Here is a 15,922-nt window from a genome sequence, read left to right on the forward strand (position 1 = left end):
GTACGCGGGCGACCGGCCGCGCGTGACCGGTCGCCCGTACCGCAACCGGTCCGGAGACCGGAGGGACAGGTGGTACGGATGGGACGGCGGTTCCTCGGCGGGCTCACCCTCGCGGCGGTCGCCGGTGGGACGGTGGCGCTGCGCGCGCTGGTCGTACCCCGGCGGAGACACTGGCCCCGCGCGGCCGGCGCCGACCCGCGACCCGGCCGCTGGCAGGTGGTGACGGTGGACCGCCCGCCCGCGGCGGTGCTGCCCGACGGACGGTGGCCGGAGCCGCTGCGCCCGCTGGACGGCGCTGTGGAGCTGCGCCTGCGCCCGGCCCCCGGCGGGCGCGGCAGCGAGCTGGCCGCCCGGCCGCTCGGCGGGGTGGCGACCCTGCCCGGGATGGCGGCGCACCTGGTCGGTGACGACCCCGGCCTGTTCCTGCGGGACGTGCTGCGCCGGGTCAAGCAGCTCACCGAGACCGGCGAGGTGCTGCGCGCGGACCGCTCGGCGGTGGACCGGCCGGCGGTGCCGGGGTGAGGGCGCTCTGCTGGGAGGGCGTCGACTCGCTGGCGGTACGCCAGGTGCCCGACCCGGAGCTGCGCAACGCGCACGACATGATCGTCCGGGTCCGGCGCAGCGCCACCTGCGGGGCGGACCTGCCGCTGCTCGGCGGCCGGCTGCCCTTCGTCGCCGCCGGGGACGTGCTGGGGCACGAGTTCGTCGGCGAGGTGGCCGAGGTCGGCCCGGAGGTACGCCGGCACCGGGTCGGCGACCGGGTGGTGGTCAGCGCGGCGGTGGCCTGCGGCAGCTGCTGGTACTGCCGGCAGGGGCTGCACTCCTGCTGCGACAACTCCGGCACCGCCCCGGCCGTCACCGAGTCGGCGTGGGGTCAGCCCACCGCCGGCTGCTACGGCCAGCCCGGGGCGATGGGCGGCTTCGCCGGCAGCCACGCCGAGTACGTCCGGGTGCCGTACGCCGATGTCGGCGCGTTCACCGTGCCCGACCCGGTCAGCGACGACCGGGCGGTCTTCGCCTCGGACGCTGCCCCGGCCGGCTGGATGGGCGCGGAACTGGGCGAGGTGGGCCCCGGCGACGTCGTCGCGGTCTGGGGCGCGGGCGCGGTGGGGCAGTTGACCGCGCAGGCGGCGACGCTGCTCGGCGCGGACCGGGTGATCGTGATCGACCGGCATCCGGAGCGGCTGGCGATGGCCGAGCGGCACACCGGCGCGGAGACACTCAACTACGAACTGACCGACGTCCCCGCGGAGCTGCGCGAACGCAGCGGCGGGCGCGGCCCGGACGTCTGCGTGGAGGCGGTCGGCACGGCCGACGGCGGCGGGACGCCGGCGTCGCTGGCCGCCCGGCTCACCGGCCACCGGGGCGACGGCGAGGACCCGCTCGCGGTGCGGGAGGCGGTGCACGCCTGCCGCAAGGGCGGCACCGTCTTCGTCTCCGGCACCTTCACCGGCTTCGTCCACACCTTCCCGCTCGGCGCGGTGATGAACAAGGGGCTCACCCTGCGCAGCGCCCGCCAGCACGGGCAGCGGTGGATTCCCATGCTGCTGGACCGGATGGCCCGCGACGAGCTGCGCACGGAACACCTGGCCACCCACCGGTTCCCGCTGGAGCAGGGCCCGGCCGGGTACGCGCTGTTCCGGGACCGGGCCGACGGCTGCGTCCGGACCGTCTTCACGCCGGAGGGGTGAAAAGCCCTCGCGGATGGCAGACTCGGCGGATGCGTGACGACCGCCCGTACGACATCGTCCTGTTCGGTGCGACCGGCTTCACCGGTGGCCTGACCGCCGAGTACCTGGCCCGGCACGCCCCCGCCGGGCTGCGCTGGGCTCTCGCCGGCCGCAACCCGGCCAAGCTGGCGGCGGTCCGCGACCGGCTGGCCGACATCGACGCGGCGCTGGCGGAGCTGCCGCTGCTCACCGCCGACGTCACCGACGCCGCCTCGCTGCGGGCGGTCGCCGAGAGCGCCCGGGTGGTGGCCAGCACCGTCGGCCCGTACATCCACCACGGGGAGCCGCTGGTGGCCGCCTGCGCCGCCGCCGGCACCGACTACCTGGACATCACCGGCGAGCCGGAGTTCGTCGACCTGATGTACGTGCGACACCACGCCGAGGCGGTGCGCACCGGGGCGCGGCTGGTGCACGCCTGCGGCTTCGACTCGATCCCGCACGACCTGGGCGCGTGGTACACCGTGAAGCAGCTCCCGTCGGACGCGCCGATCACGGTGGACGGCTTCGTCCGGGCGGGCGGCCGGTTCTCCGCCGGCACCTACCACTCGGCGCTGACCGCGTTCTCCCGCACCGGCGAGATGAGCCGGGCGGCGAAGGAGCGCAAGGCCGTCGAGCCCCGGCCCGAGGGTCGGCGGGTCCACGCGGTGCCGGGCCGGGTGGGCCGGTCGAAGGAGATCGGCATGTGGGCGGTGCCGCTGCCCACCATCGACCCGCAGGTGGTCCGCCGGTCCGCGGCGGCCCGCCCGGAGTACGGCCCGGACTTCCGTTACCGGCACTTCGCCGCGGTGAAGCGACTGCCCACGGTGCTGGTCAGTGGGGTCGGGTTCGCCGGCCTGATCGGCCTGGTGAAGCTGCCGCCGACCCGGCGTTGGCTGCTCGGCCGGCTCGCCTCCGGGCAGGGGCCGACCGCTGAGCAGCGGGCGAAGTCCTGGTTCCGGGTGCGCTTCCTCGGCTCCGGCGGGGGCCGGCGGGTGCTGACCGAGGTCTCCGGCGGCGACCCCGGGTACAACGAGACGGCGAAGATGCTCGCCGAGTCGGCGCTCTGCCTGGCCTGCGACGACCTGCCGTCCACCGCCGGGCAGGTCACCCCGGTGACCGCGATGGGCGACGCGCTGCTGGACCGGCTGGTCAAGGCCGGCATCACGTTCCGGGTGCTGGACGCGCCGCGGTGAGCGCCGGCCGCCCCGCCGCTTGACCCTCGACCTGGTTGAGGCGACAGGATCACCGTCGTGGAGAGCGAGCTGCGCAGCATCGGCGAGCTGGCCCGGGCCAGCGGCCTGACGGTCAGCGCCCTGCGGTTCTACGACCGCAGCGGGGTGCTGGCCCCGGCGCGGGTGGACCCGGTGACCGGCTACCGGTGGTACACCGACGAGCAGGTGGCCCCGGCCCGGCTGGTCGCCGGCCTGCGCCGGGTCGGCATGCCGTTGGCGGGCATCGCCGAGGCGCTACGCCACCGGGCCGAGCCGGCGGTGGTCGGGCGGCTGCTCGACGCGCACCTGCGCCGGCTGGAGGACGGCCTCGCCGACGCCCGCAGGGAACTCTCCCGGATCCGCGTCCTGCTCGATCCCGAGGAGACCCCGATGACCACCCGTATCGTGCTGTCCCGCGTCGACCTGGCCGCCGCCGTCGACGCCGTCCGCTTCGCCGTCGGCGCCGACCCGGAGCTGCCGGTGCTCTCCGGCGTGCTGCTCGACGTGGAGGCCGACGGCGTACGGCTGGTCGCGACCGACCGGCACCGCCTGGCGCTGGCGCGTACCCCGGGAAGGGTGGACGGCCCCGCGGTGCGCGCCCTGCTCCCGGTCGACGCGGTGGACGAGGTCCGCGCCCTGCTGGACACCGGCGCCGGGGTGACCCCCGAGGCGCAGCTGACCCTGGCCGGCCTCGACGTGACGGTCTCCGTGGCGGGTCGGGCGGTCACCGCGACCGCCCTGCCGTACGACTTCCCCGACTACCGCCGGCTGCTGCACCGGGCGGCCGGCGCCGCCCCCGCCCGGCGGATCCCGGTGGACGGGCCCGCCCTGCGCGCGGCGCTGCGCGACGGCGGCGCGCCCACCGTCACCCGCGACCATGACGGCGTGCCGCTGGCGGTGACCGTGCTCGGCCTCGACGAGTCCGACGGGCTGCGCCTGCTCGGCCCGGACGACCTCACCGCGGACTCCGGGGAGCTGCGGGTCGGCGTGAACGGCGGCTACCTGCTCGACGCGCTGGACGCCGCGGGCGGCCCGCAGCTGGTGCTGGAGCTGGACGGCCCGATCGCCCCGCTGGCCATCCGCCGCCTCGACGACGAGGACGCCTTCTCGATCCTGATGCCGATCCGACTCTGACCGGACTCCGGCGCGCACCACCCGTCGGCGCGGTAGCGCCCGCCGGCACCGCGATCGCTGCGGCGACCTGGCACTCACGCACGGTAGCCACCTCCCCGACCCCCACCCACCCTGCTCGCACGCTTTGCTCTGCTGCCCCGACGGCAACAGTCACCCATCGTTGCTGTTGCCTCGGCGGCAGCAGAGCAAAGCGTCGGAAGGGGGTGCCCGGCCGGACGACCGGCGTGGCGGGTCGGCGCTGGTCAGGTAGGTGTGGACGGATCCCGGGGCGGCGGTGCGGGCGCAGCGGCTCGGCGGGCATCACCCACAGTGACGCCAGTGCCCTCGGCGGGTCGCCGTGACGGTGGGTGAGGGGCGCCCGGCCACCGTGCGAGGCGAGACCGGGCGCGGTGGAGACCGCGCCGAAAAGAGCGACGCCGGACCGGACCGGCAGCGGCGGCTCGTCGGGCCGGACCGGGGGCGGGAAGGCGCGACGGTAGCATCTGGGGGTCTCACCTGACATCCCGGACGGAGGCGTACGGAGCAGCATGCTCGACATGGAGTTGATCCGGAAGGATCGCGAGGCGGTGGCGACCGCGCTGGCGAAGCGACTGGATCCCGCCGAGGTCAACCGGGTCCTGGACGAGATCCAGCGGCTCGACCAGGAACGTCGCGCGCTGATCAGCGAGATCGACGCCGAGCGGCAGCGCCGCAAGGCGGAGGCGCGGGCGTACGCGGCGGCGAAGCGTGCCGGCGCCGAGCCGGAGGTCTCCGCGCCGGAGTCCGGCCGGAAGCAGCTCGCGGAGCTGGAGTCCGAGCTGGACGAGGTGCAGGCCCGGCTGCGCGGCACGATGAGCGAGCTGCCCAACCTGCCCGCCGACGACGTGCTGCCCGGCGGCAAGGAAGCCAACCGGGTGGTGAAGACCTTCGGCGCGCCGCCGGCCATCGAGAAGGTCCGCGACCACATCGAGCTGAGCCGGATGCTGGGCCTGGTCGACCACGAGCGCGGGGTCAAGCTCGGCGGTTCCGGTTTCTGGATGTACACCGGCATCGGCGCCCGGCTGGAGTGGGCGCTGATCAGCTGGTTCATCGACGAGCACGTCAAGGCCGGCTACGAGTTCCTGCTCCCGCCGCACCTGCTGCTGGACACCGCCGGCTTCGCCGCCGGCCAGTTCCCCAAGTTCTACGACGACGTCTACCACCTGGACCGCGAGTCGGCCCCGCGTGGGCAGTTCCTGCTGCCCACCTCGGAGACGGCGATCCTCGGGGCGTACCAGGACGAGATCCTGGACACCGGGAAGCTGCCGTTGAAGGCGTTCGCCTACACCCCGTGCTACCGGCGCGAGGCCGCCGGCTCGCACTCCGACGAGCGCGGCACCGTGCGGGGCCACCAGTTCAACAAGGTGGAGATCTTCCAGTTCTGCCTGCCGGAGCAGGCCGACACGGCGCTGGAGGAAATGCTCACCCACGCCGAGAGCCTGGTCGAGAAGCTGGGCCTGCACTACCAGCGCAGCCTGCTCTCCGCCGGCGACGCGAGCGCGGCGATGAAGAAGACCCTCGACATCGAGGTCTGGATGCCGAGCACCGGCAAGTACAAGGAGGTGTCGTCGGTCTCCTGGGCCGGCGACTACCAGGCCCGCCGGGCGGCCATCCGCTACCGCGAGCCGGGCGGCAAGCAGACCCGCTTCGTGCACACCCTCAACGGGTCGGCGCTGGCCACCAGCCGGCTCTTCCCGGCCATCCTGGAGCAGTTCCAGCAGCCCGACGGCTCGGTGCTGCTGCCCGAGGTGCTCCGCGACCGGCTCGGCACCGACCGGCTCACGCCGGTCCGCTGACCGCCTGAGCGTCGGCGGGGATCGGGTCTCCCGGTCCCCGCCGTCCGTCTTCCGCGACCGGCGAGGCGGCGGGCACCGACGACGCCACCCCGGGGCGGGCGCGGCGGCGGGACAGCATCGCCGCCGCCAGCAGGCCCACCAGCAGCGCCGCGAGCACCGCCGGGCCGACCGCGTCCAGCGCGGTGACCAGTGTCCGCTGGACCCGGGCCGCGCCCACCACCACCGGATCGCCGAACGCGTCGCGCCGGCCCTGCGCCAGCCGGACCTCGTACCAGCCGTACCAGGCGACGTAACTCCCGGCGAGGAGCAGCACCAGCCCGCTGAGCCGGGGCACCCAGGCGCCGGCGGCGCGCAGCCGGGCCACCACCGCGCCGCGCAGCAGCGCCACGCCGAGCGCGGCCACCGTCGCCACCAGCCCCATCCCGACCGCGTACGCGACGAAGAGCGCCAGCCCGTGCAGCGTGGAGCCGGCCTGGAGGCTGGTCACCACGATCGCCAGGAACGGGGCGATGGTGCAGGTCAGCGAGGCCAGCGCGTACGCCATCCCGAACAGCGCCATGGACGCCCAGGAGCGGGTGAGTCGGGGCGCCCGGCCGAGGCCCGCGCCCGGGGCGGGCAGCCGGCGGCCGGCGAGCAGCCAGCAGCCGAGGGCCAGCAGGCCCAGCCCGAGGGTCACGGTGAGCCAGGGCAGCCGGGGGCGCAGCCAGCCGGCCAGCGGCGCCACGGCCAGCCCGAAGGCGCCGAACACCACGACGTACCCGCAGGTCAGGCCGGTGGCGGCGGTGAGAGCGCGGCGGACCGGGCCGCGCCCGTCGCCCGCGCCGGCGACCAGCAGCGACAGGTACGCCGGCAGCATCGCGAAGCCGCACGGGTTGACCGCCCCGAGCATGCCGGCGGTCAGCGCGAGCAGTAGCGGGGTCTCCATCAGCCGGCCAGCGCGGCGACCCGGCGGGTCAGGTCCGCACCGTCCAGGAAGCCCTGGTGCAGGACCTTCCCGTCCCGGTCGATCACCAGGAAGGTGCTCTGCTCGACCACCTCGAAGCGGCGCCACAGCGCCCCGGCCCGGTCGTCGAGCTGGGGCGTGCCGGCGAGGTCGAACTCGGTGACGAAGTCCTTCATGGCCCGCTGCTCGCCCAGGCCGGCCACCCCGACGATCGGCACGGTGTCCCGGTACTTCGGGGCGATCTCGGCGACGGTCCACGCCTGGCTGGCGCAGGTGGCGCACCACGGCGCCCAGAACCAGAGCACCACCGGCCGGCCGGCCAGCTCGGCCGCCGAGAACGCCGTACCGTCGAGGGTCTTGGCGGTGAAGCGCAGCGTGTCCGGCACCCGGGCCGGGGCCGACGGGCTCGCCGGGCCGGGGCCGGCGGGCAGCGGCGACGCGGTGGCCGCCGGCACGGCGACCTCGGCGGGCGGTCCGGCCGGGTCCGGGCCGACCGCGCAGCCGCCGGCGGCGAGCAGCGCGCCGACCAGTACGACGCCGACAGCGGCGAGCCGGCCCGCGCCGGGCGGTCGTCCACCCGGCCCGCTCCTGGGGTACGACCGCATGGCGCGTCTCCTCTCGGTGGTGCTGCTATTCGGCCCTGGCCAGGCGCAGCGCGAGCTCAGGGCAGACCTTGACCGCCTTCAGCGCGCCCTCCCGGAGCCAGGTCGGCACGGGGGTGGACGGGAAGGCGGGGTATCCGTTGGCGTCCAGCCGGATGAAGTCGGGCACGACGTGCGCGCAGAGCCCGTGCCCGTCGCAGCGGGACCAGTCGAGGGTGAGCTTCTGCGGGTTGGCGTCGGGCGCGCCGGGCAGCCCCATCACACCCTTGACCCGCCGGCCGCAGCCGTCCCCGGTGGTGTGCAGGCGCAGGTCCTCGGCGAAGACCTCCATCGCCGAGAGCGCGAACCGGGCCGTACCGTCGGGGTGGCTGCACGCGCCGCGGCCCTTGACGTCGCCGGCGGCGGCCCGGACGACCTCCACCGGCGCGCTGCCGGAGACCGCCAGGTCGACGGCGCGGGCCAGGTCGGGCAGCCCCATCTTGCACGGTCCGCACTGGCCGGCGGACTCGCCGGCGAGGTAGCGGACCACCTGCGCGGCCTCGCCGAGCGGGCAGGTGTCGGTGCCCAGCGGCAGGATGATGCCGGCGCCGAGGGTGCCGCCGACCTTGGTGAGCCCCTTGCGGGACACCTCCGCCCGGTCCGCGGCCTCCTGGGTGATCCACTTGCCGTGGAAGCCGCCCATCAGGATGCCCGGTGAGTCCGGCACCTCGCACAGGTCGAGGATCTCCCGCAGCGGGGTGCCGGCGGCGCACTCCACGACGGCCGGGCGCTTCGCCGCGCCGGTCACGGTGAGCAGCACCGTGCCCGGCTCGTCGTCGGTGCCGAGCGCCGCGTACTCGTACGGGCCGAGCCGGGCGGCGACCGCGAGCTGCGCATACGTCTCGGCGTTGGAGAGCAGGGTGGGCAGGTTGTTCACCCCGGAGTCGCTGGAGCGCTTCTTGGTGCCGGGCGGGATGTGCGGCAGCCCGTTGATCCCGTTGACCAGCGCGCCGCCCTCGCCGGAGATGAACCGGTGCGGCACGGTGACGATGCTGGTCGGCACCGGCATCCGGCGCTCCTGGAGGGCCTGGGTGATCGAGTCCCGACCCACCCCGTCGTCGGCCACCCCGATCACGATCTCCTCGGCGTCCAGCGCGTACGCGGCCAGCGCGGCCCCGTCGAGGATCAGGTGCGGCGCCCGGGTGAGCAGGACCTTGTCCTTCCAGCTCGCCGGCTCGCCCTCGGTGGCGTTGACCACCACCACGGCGGGCAGGTCCTGCCGCTCGCAGGACTCCAGCACCGCCGTGAGCTTGCGGGCGAACGGGAAGCCGGCGCCACCCTTGCCCTTGAGCTGCATGCTCTCGGCCAGCCGGAGCAGGTTCGCCGGCTCCATCGGGCCGATCGGGCCGTGCACCTCCTCGTGCGCGACCAGGTCGAGCCGGCCGAACTCGGCGAACCCGGCGGTGAGCCGGGGCTCGCCGACGCACGCCACCGGCGGCACCTTGGTCCGCATCACTTCGCCTCACCCCGCAGCCCGGCCCAGTACGCCCCGTCCACCGCGTCCGCTTCGGCCCGCCGGCGGCGCCGGCGGCTCTCGCCGGTGGCCTTCAGGGCACGACGGGAGGCCAGGTCGACAAGGGTGGGGGTGTCGTCGACGGGCACCTCGTCCGGGACGTACCGGGCCGGCGGCCGCCAGTAGTCCGGCTCCTCCGGCACCTCGTCGTCGACGCTGTGCCGGCCGGCGCCGCTGCGCGGCATGGCGGAGATGGGCTCGGCCGACACCGGCAGCGAGTTCTCCCAGCGGCGCGGGCTGTCCCACGGCTCCTCAGGCTCCTCGCGGCGCCGGGGCGGGGCGGAGTAGCTCGCCGCCACGTCCTCGTCGTCGCGGCGGGCCCGCCGGCCGCTGGAGACCGGCGCGACGTCCTCGGCGTCGAGGCGGGCCCGCCGGCCGGCCGAGACCGGGGCGACGTCCTCGTCCCGCCGGGCCCGCCGGCCGCCGGAGACCGGCGCGACGTCCTCGTCGGAGCGGGCGCGGCGACCGTCCGAGACCGGGGCGGTCTCCTCGTCGTACCGGGCGCGGCGGCCCCCGGAGACCGGGGCGACGTCCTCGTCGCGGCGGCGCGGGCGGTCGGCGTCCCGGCGGCGCTCGACGGGCTCGGCGTCCCGGCGGCGGGCGGCCGGCTCCAGGTCACGCTCCCGGCGCGGGGTCGGCACGTCCTCGACGTCGCGGCGGGACCGGCCGCCCCGGACGGGCTCGCGCAGCGTGCCGGGCTCGGGCACCACCGGCACGGTGAACCGGTCGGGGTCGCGGCGCCGGGCGGTGCCGGTGGGCGCGGTCCACGACGCGGCGACGGTGGTCTCGGCCCAGCCGCCCCGGACGTCCTTCTCCCCGGCTCCGGCCTTGCGGCGGCCGAGCCCGGCGAGCAGCGTCCGGCCCGTGCCCTCGTCGGTCGCCCGGCCGGCCATCGCCTTGTTGATCGCGGCGGCCTGGTGCTGCTCCCGGCTGCGCTTGCCGAGGTGGACGGAGACCCGCACCAGCAGCGCCACCACCACCAGCAGCACGCAGGCGAGGTAGCTCAGCGTCACCCAGGACTTCGCCGCCCGGCCGGCGTTGAGGCCGTGCAGCAGCGCGAACGGCCAGGCGACGTACGCCATGGAGTGCAGCGCGCGCCAGAACCACTTCGGACCGACGCCGGCGAAGCGGACCCGGATGATGCCGGTCCAGAGCACGCTCACCATCAGGAACGCGGCGACCGTGCCGAGCCCGACGTAGAGGCCCCGCCCGCCCACGAACGGCACCACGGCGTCGGTCGGCCCGGCCCGGCCGATGGCGACCTTGGTGATGACGTGGAAGACCAGCCCGGCCACGCCGAGCACGCCGGTGGCCCGGTGCGCGGACTGCAGCAGCACCCGGTGCGGAATCTTCAGCACCAGCCGGTCCGTGGCGAGCAGCCCCATCATCACGGTGAGGCTCAGCGCGACCAGGGCGACCACCCCGGCGAAGAACTCGGTGAAGAAGAAGCCGTACGAGTACATCGACCCGCCGGCGCCGCTGAGCTCCACACCAGCCCACATCAGGGCGAGCGCGGATCCGATCAGCAGTGCCATCGCGGGTTTCGACGTGGTCCGGACACCACGGCTGCTGGTGCTGGTCCGGACGGTCGTCACCTTCTGGTTCTGCTTTGCCCGGCCCATCTGCTCCTCGATCGCGACTCACGGCGGCACCACCACCGGCCGACCTGCTCCGTCATCCAGTACGGACGTCCGGCCCGTACGGATCAGTGCCGGTGGCGAATTTCTCGGGCGATCCGTCGAACCGTCCCGGCCCGGGGCGCGTGTAGCGCCCAGCGCAACGACGCATGTCCATCCATTGACAGCTGTTGCAACACGCTTGTAACCTTTCCGAAAATTTTCAGCCTGGCTGCAAGAAGCCATCAGGCGAACCCCTCCCCCGCGTCGCCACCACCCCCGACCCCCAGGGAGTTCCGATGCATCGACGCCGATGCCGCTCGGCGATCCTCGCCCTCGCCGTGCTCGCCAGCCTGCTCGTCCCGACCACCGTGGCGGCTCCCCCGGCCGCTGCGGCGCCCGCCGGCGCCAGGAACGTCATCGTCCAGCTCTTCGAGTGGAACTGGCCGTCGGTGGCCAGCGAGTGCACGAACGTGCTGGGCCCCAAGGGCTACGGCTACGTCCAGGTCTCACCGCCCCAGGAACACGTCCGCGGCAACCAGTGGTGGCTGGCGTACCAGCCGGTCAGCTACCGGATCGAGTCGCGCAAGGGCACCCGGGCACAGTTCCAGTCGATGGTGAACACCTGCCACGCCGCCGGCGTGAAGGTCATCGTCGACGCGGTGATCAACCACATGTCCGGCCAGGACACCCCCGGCACCGGCTGGGCCGGCTCGTCGTACAGCCACTACGACTACCCGGGCATCTACCAGACGCAGGACTTCCACCACTGCGGCCGCAACGGCGGCGACGACATCGCCAACTACAACGACCGGTACGAGGTGCAGAACTGCGAGCTGGTCAACCTCTCCGATCTGAAGACCGAGTCCGACTACGTCCGATCGAAGATCGCGGCGTACCTCAACGACCTGCTCGCCCTCGGGGTGGACGGCTTCCGGCTGGACGCCAGCAAGCACATGCCGGCCGCCGACATCGCCGCCATCAAGGGCAAGCTGTCCCGCTCGGCGTACGTCGTGCAGGAGGTCATCTACGGCGCCGGCGAGCCGATCGGCCCGGGTGAGTACACCGGCAACGGCGACGTGCACGAGTTCCGGTACGGCAAGGACCTGGCCCGGATGTTCAACAACGAGCGGCTGGCGTACCTGCGCAACTTCGGCGAGGCGTGGGGTTACCTGCCCAGCGGCTCGGCCGAGGTGTTCGTCGACAACCACGACACCCAGCGCGACGGCAACGTGCTGACCTACCGCAACGGGGCCGCCTACGCCCTGGCCAACGCGTTCATGCTGGCCTGGCCGTACGGGGCGCCGACCGTGATGTCCAGCTACACCTTCAGCTCCCGCGACCAGGGCCCACCGTCGGACGCCAACAACAAGACCTTGAACACCACCTGCTACTCCGGCTGGGAGTGCGAGCACCGCTGGCGGGTCGTCGCCAACATGGTCGGCTTCCACAACGCCACCCAGGGCGCCGCGGTCGCCAACTGGTACGACAACGGCTACCAGCACATCGCCTTCAGCCGTGCCGGCAAGGGCTACCTGACCATCAACGACGAGGGCTCGGCGATCACCGGCCGGTCCTACTACGCCGGGCTGCCCGCCGGCCGGTACTGCGACGTGATCCACGGCGACTACGCCAACGGCTCCTGCTCCGGGCCGGTGATCACGGTGGACGCCAACGGCTGGTTCGCGGCGAACATCCCGGCCCACGACGCGGTCGCCATCCACGTCGGCGCCAAGCTGTCCTGACCCGTCCCCGGCAGGGCTCCCGTCCGGCGCAGTTCCGCCGGGGCGGGAGCCCCTCGCGTTTTCTGTCCTTTAGAGTAGTTTGGTGTTCTTTGACCGATTGACGTCCCGCTTCGGCATCGCCTGGCTGGCCGCCGCGTTCGGCGTACCGGCGGTGCTGGCACTCGCGCTGCTGGTCAACTCGGCGCTGCGCCACGACCAGACGTCCCCGCCGCCGGCCCGGGTCGCACCGGCCACCCCGACCGCCGAGCCGACCGCCGAGCCGACGGTCGAGCCGACCCCCGAGGAGTCGGTGCCGGCCGCGGCGCCCGCCCCGGACGGCCTGCCGGTGGTCGACTACGACCCGGCACCCGCCGGCTTCCCCGCCGACCCGCGCCCGCAGGACACCACCCCGCTGACCGAGGGGCTGACGCCGACCCGGCGGATCGCCGCGTACGACGCCCCGGGCGGGCGCCCGCTGGCCCTGCTCGCCCCGACCATCAGCGGCGTGGAGGTGACGATGCCGGTGGTGGAGCACCGTACGGGCTGGACGGCGGTGCTGCTGCCGTCGGCGAACCGGCGGATCGCCTGGCTGCCGGCGGGCGGCTGGAGCACCGTCGCGCTGCGCCACCAGCTCGTGGTGGAGCGCCGCTCGCACCGGCTGACCTGGTACCGGGACGGCCGGGCCACCCACTCCTGGCCGGTCAGCCTCGGGATGCCGGGCCAGTCCACCCCGCTCGGTCGGACCTTCGTCCTCGGCCGTACCCCACCGCCCCAGGAGGTCTACGGCGGCGTCGACGTCTTCGCCCTCGGCGCGATACCCGACGACCCGGAGGCGGTGCCGACGGGCCTGCGGGGCGCGCACATCGGCCTGCACAGCTGGTACAACGACGACACGCTCGGCAAGAACGTCACCAACGGCTGCATCCGGCTGACCCGCAGCGCCCAGCGGCAACTGCTCGCCGAGGTGCCCCCCGGCGCACCGCTGGTGGTGGTCGAGCGACTGTCCACCCCACCGCCCACCGCTTGAGGCCCTCCGAAACAGGCCCAGGTCATCCGCCGAGCAGCCAGCCGTTCTGCTCGGCGATGCGCACCGCGTCGGCCCGGTTGCGGGCGCCGGTCTTGCCGATCGCCGCCGAGAGGTGGTTGCGCACCGTCCCCTCCGACAGGTGCAGCGCCGCCGCCAGCTCGGCGACCGTGCCGCCGTCCCGGGCCGCGCGCAGCACCTCGGTCTCCCGTCCGGTCAGCGGGCTGGCGCCGGTGGCCAGGGTCTCCGCCGCCAGGGTGGGGTCGACCACCCGCAGGCCGGCGTGCACCCGCCGGACGGCGTCGGCGAGCTGCCGGGCCGGGGTGTCCTTGACCACGAAGCCGTTCGCCCCGGCCTCCATCGCGCGGCGCAGGTAGCCGGGACGGCCGAAGGTGGTCACCACCAGCACCCGGCAGCCGGGCACCGCCGCCCGCAGCGCGGCGGTGGCGGAGATGCCGTCCAGCCCGGGCATCTCCACGTCCAGCAGGGCCACGTCCGGGCCGGTGCGGCGGGCCTCGTCGACCACCTCGTCGCCCCGGCCCACCTCGGCCACCACGGTCAGGTCCGGCTCCAGCGAGAGCAGCGCGGCCAGCGCACCCCGGACCAGCGCCTGGTCGTCGGCGAGCAGCAGCCGGATCGGCGCGCTCACGCGCCGACCCGCAACAGGAAGCCGGGGCCGTCGGCCCGCCGACCGACGGTGACGGTGGCGTCCAGCCGGCGCGCCCGCTCCCGCAGGCCGGTCAGGCCGTGCCCCGCGCCGTCCGGGTCGGCCGGCCCGCGCCCGTCGTCGGCGATCTCCACCCGGTCCGGCCGGACCTGGATGACGCACCGCCGCGCCCCGCTGTGCCGCACCACGTTGGTCACTCCCTCCCGCACCGCCCACCCGAACAGCTCGTCCCGCTCCGCCGACAGCTCCGGCACGTCGTCCGGCAGCTCCGCGACGATGCCCGCGGCGGCCAGCGCCGTCCGGGCGCCGGCCAGTTCGCCGGCCAGGCTGATCTCCCGGTACGCCCCGACGGTGCGCCGCACGTCGGCGAGCGCCTGCCGGGCCAGCCGCTCGACGTCGGCGATCTCGGTGGCCGCCCGGGCCGTGTCCAGCTCCAGCAGCCGACCGGCCAGTTCCGCCTTGACCGCCACCACCGTCAGCGAGTGGCCGAGGATGTCGTGCAGGTCCCGGGCGGTGCGGGCCCGCTCCTCGGCGACCGCGAGCCGGCGGATCTCGGCCTGGGCCGCCTGGAGTTCGGCGTTGCGCTGGGCCAGCCGGCTCACCCCGAACATGGCGAAGGAGGCGAGCAGCACCGCGAAGACCACGGTGCTCTCCGCCTCCCAGCCGGGCACCAGCCGGGCGACCACCGGCGGGGTGAGCGCGGCGAGCGCCACCACCACCAGCGCCTCGACGCCGGGCAGCAGGAACACCGCCGCCGCGGCGACGAAGACCAGGGTGGCCAGCCAGTCCCCGCCGGTGCCGGGGATGCCGGCCAGCCCGAGCCCCAGCAGCAGCGCGACGAGGGCCCGGGCCCGACCGACCGGCACCGGCCGGTGCTCCTGCCGGCGGCCCCGCGCCCACTGGAACACCACCACGTAGACCAGGCCGAAGGCGACCAGTGTGGTCACGCCCACCGCCCGCCGCCACAGCTGCGCCTGGTGCAGGGCGGTGGCCAGCGGGATGTTGAGGAAGAAGAGCCAGACCGCGGCGAGCAGCCAGCCGGTGAACCGCCAGTGGCGACTCACCGGCGCGGGCCGGCCCGGTGCACGCTCCATCGGGTACACGCTATCCACCGCCGTCGCACCTCAGACCCGGGCGGTGTCCCGGCGGAACAGCCGGGACGCGGCGTAGCCGAACAGCGCCGTCCAGCCGACCACGTTGGCCAGCTCCGCCGGCCCCACCCCGGTGTCGGTCAGCGGGGCGCGGGCCAACTGGCCGACCCCGTAGACCGGGGTCCAGCGGGCGATCTCCTGGAGCGCGTGCGGCAGCACGTCGAGCGGGACGAACAGGCCGCCGAGCATGGCCAGCACCGCCAGCACCGGGCCCAGGTACTGCATGACGTTCTCGGCCGGGGCGAGGTAGCCGACGAAGAGCCCGAGCGCGGCGAAGACCAGCGAGCCGAGCCAGGCGGCCAGGCCGGCGAGCAGCCAGACGGGCACCGGCAGGCGTACCCCGGCGGCCGCGCCGACGCCGAACTCGACGACGACCGCGGCGAGGCCGAGCACCATCGCGGTGACCACCTTGGTCGCCACGTACGCGGCCGGCCGCAGCGGGGTGAGCCGTAGCTGCCGGGTCCAGCCGAGCGCCCGTTCGGTGGCGACCGCGGCGCCGGCGCTGGTGGTGGCGACCATCGCGGCGTACACGGCGAGGCTGATCATGATCCAGGCGGTGACCGGTCGGCCGTTGGGCAGCTCCTGCCCGCGCTGCGGCAGGCCGAACAGGAGGAAGAAGACCGCCGGCATGACCAGGGTGAAGCCCAGCGTGCGGCGGTTGCGCAGCAGCCGGCGCAGCTCGATGGCGAGCACCGCCGGGGAGAAGCCGCCGAGCGCCGGCGGGCGGCGATCCGGGCGGGCGGCGGCGACGGGGGCGGGCGAGGTCAGCGTCATC

The 15,922-nt window shown here is 75.0% G+C and carries 14 protein-coding genes; 7 read left to right on the plus strand and 7 right to left on the minus strand.

Features of this window, described 5'->3' with window-relative positions; translation table 11 throughout:
• Window positions 1-78 precede the first annotated feature (78 nt).
• The 5 genes from ACTWM8_RS23160 (at window position 79) to serS (ending at window position 5,868) form a co-directional block, all read left to right on the plus strand.
• Window positions 79-522 carry a hypothetical protein gene (locus ACTWM8_RS23160; protein WP_446210867.1) on the plus strand — a complete coding sequence of 148 codons (444 nt, stop codon included), beginning with the start codon at window positions 79-81 and terminating at the stop codon, window positions 520-522.
• The gene (locus ACTWM8_RS23165) at window positions 519-1,691 is read left to right on the plus strand and encodes a zinc-dependent alcohol dehydrogenase (RefSeq protein ID WP_446210868.1); all 1,173 of its coding nucleotides are present in this window, start codon (window positions 519-521) and stop codon (window positions 1,689-1,691) included. Before ACTWM8_RS23160 ends, ACTWM8_RS23165 begins: the two co-directional genes overlap by 4 nt.
• A 29-nt stretch (window positions 1,692-1,720) precedes the next feature.
• Window positions 1,721-2,902: a saccharopine dehydrogenase family protein gene (locus ACTWM8_RS23170; RefSeq protein WP_446210869.1), complete on the plus strand. Its 1,182-nt coding sequence runs from the start codon at window positions 1,721-1,723 to the stop codon at window positions 2,900-2,902.
• Between the two features lie 69 nt (window positions 2,903-2,971).
• Complete coding sequence (locus tag ACTWM8_RS23175) at window positions 2,972-4,054, plus strand: DNA polymerase III subunit beta family protein (protein WP_446214639.1); 1,083 nt, start codon at window positions 2,972-2,974, stop codon at window positions 4,052-4,054.
• 527 nt (window positions 4,055-4,581) lie between these two features.
• Complete coding sequence (gene serS / locus ACTWM8_RS23180) at window positions 4,582-5,868, plus strand: serine--tRNA ligase (RefSeq protein WP_446210870.1); 1,287 nt, start codon at window positions 4,582-4,584, stop codon at window positions 5,866-5,868.
• Here serS and ACTWM8_RS23185 read toward each other — a convergent pair.
• From ACTWM8_RS23185 to ACTWM8_RS23200, 4 genes are read right to left on the minus strand one after another with little or no spacing between them, the layout of a single operon-like run.
• Window positions 5,852-6,793: a cytochrome c biogenesis CcdA family protein gene (locus ACTWM8_RS23185; protein WP_446210871.1), complete on the minus strand. Its 942-nt coding sequence runs from the start codon at window positions 6,791-6,793 to the stop codon at window positions 5,852-5,854. The genes serS and ACTWM8_RS23185 overlap by 17 nt on opposite strands.
• Complete coding sequence (locus ACTWM8_RS23190) at window positions 6,793-7,416, minus strand: redoxin domain-containing protein (RefSeq protein WP_446210872.1); 624 nt, start codon at window positions 7,414-7,416, stop codon at window positions 6,793-6,795. The genes ACTWM8_RS23185 and ACTWM8_RS23190 overlap by 1 nt, the downstream gene beginning before the upstream one ends.
• Window positions 7,417-7,441: 25 nt before the next feature.
• Entirely contained in the window at window positions 7,442-8,908 is a 1,467-nt protein-coding gene (locus ACTWM8_RS23195; RefSeq protein WP_446210873.1) for an NADH-ubiquinone oxidoreductase-F iron-sulfur binding region domain-containing protein, read from the minus strand.
• On the minus strand, window positions 8,905-10,560 hold the full coding sequence (locus ACTWM8_RS23200) for a hypothetical protein (protein ID WP_446210874.1): 1,656 nt from the start codon (window positions 10,558-10,560) through the stop codon (window positions 8,905-8,907). Before ACTWM8_RS23200 ends, ACTWM8_RS23195 begins: the two co-directional genes overlap by 4 nt.
• A gap of 320 nt (window positions 10,561-10,880) precedes the next feature.
• Between ACTWM8_RS23200 and ACTWM8_RS23205 the strand changes: the two genes are divergently transcribed.
• Both ACTWM8_RS23205 and ACTWM8_RS23210 read left to right on the plus strand, forming a co-directional pair.
• The gene (locus ACTWM8_RS23205; protein ID WP_446210875.1) at window positions 10,881-12,326 is read left to right on the plus strand and encodes an alpha-amylase; all 1,446 of its coding nucleotides are present in this window, start codon (window positions 10,881-10,883) and stop codon (window positions 12,324-12,326) included.
• A gap of 82 nt (window positions 12,327-12,408) precedes the next feature.
• Entirely contained in the window at window positions 12,409-13,332 is a 924-nt protein-coding gene (locus ACTWM8_RS23210; RefSeq protein WP_446210876.1) for a L,D-transpeptidase family protein, read from the plus strand.
• A gap of 22 nt (window positions 13,333-13,354) precedes the next feature.
• On the opposite strand, the gene ACTWM8_RS23215 is transcribed toward ACTWM8_RS23210, so the two are convergent.
• From ACTWM8_RS23215 to ACTWM8_RS23225, 3 genes are read right to left on the minus strand one after another with little or no spacing between them, the layout of a single operon-like run.
• Window positions 13,355-13,978: a response regulator transcription factor gene (locus ACTWM8_RS23215; RefSeq protein WP_346538870.1), complete on the minus strand. Its 624-nt coding sequence runs from the start codon at window positions 13,976-13,978 to the stop codon at window positions 13,355-13,357.
• Window positions 13,975-15,090: a sensor histidine kinase gene (locus ACTWM8_RS23220; RefSeq protein ID WP_446210877.1), complete on the minus strand. Its 1,116-nt coding sequence runs from the start codon at window positions 15,088-15,090 to the stop codon at window positions 13,975-13,977. Before ACTWM8_RS23220 ends, ACTWM8_RS23215 begins: the two co-directional genes overlap by 4 nt.
• Before the next feature lie 30 nt (window positions 15,091-15,120).
• The gene (locus tag ACTWM8_RS23225) at window positions 15,121-15,921 is read right to left on the minus strand and encodes an ABC transporter permease (protein WP_446210878.1); all 801 of its coding nucleotides are present in this window, start codon (window positions 15,919-15,921) and stop codon (window positions 15,121-15,123) included.
• Window position 15,922: the final 1 nt, after the last annotated feature.

The organism is Micromonospora sp. IBSANI012 (genome assembly GCF_052814045.1).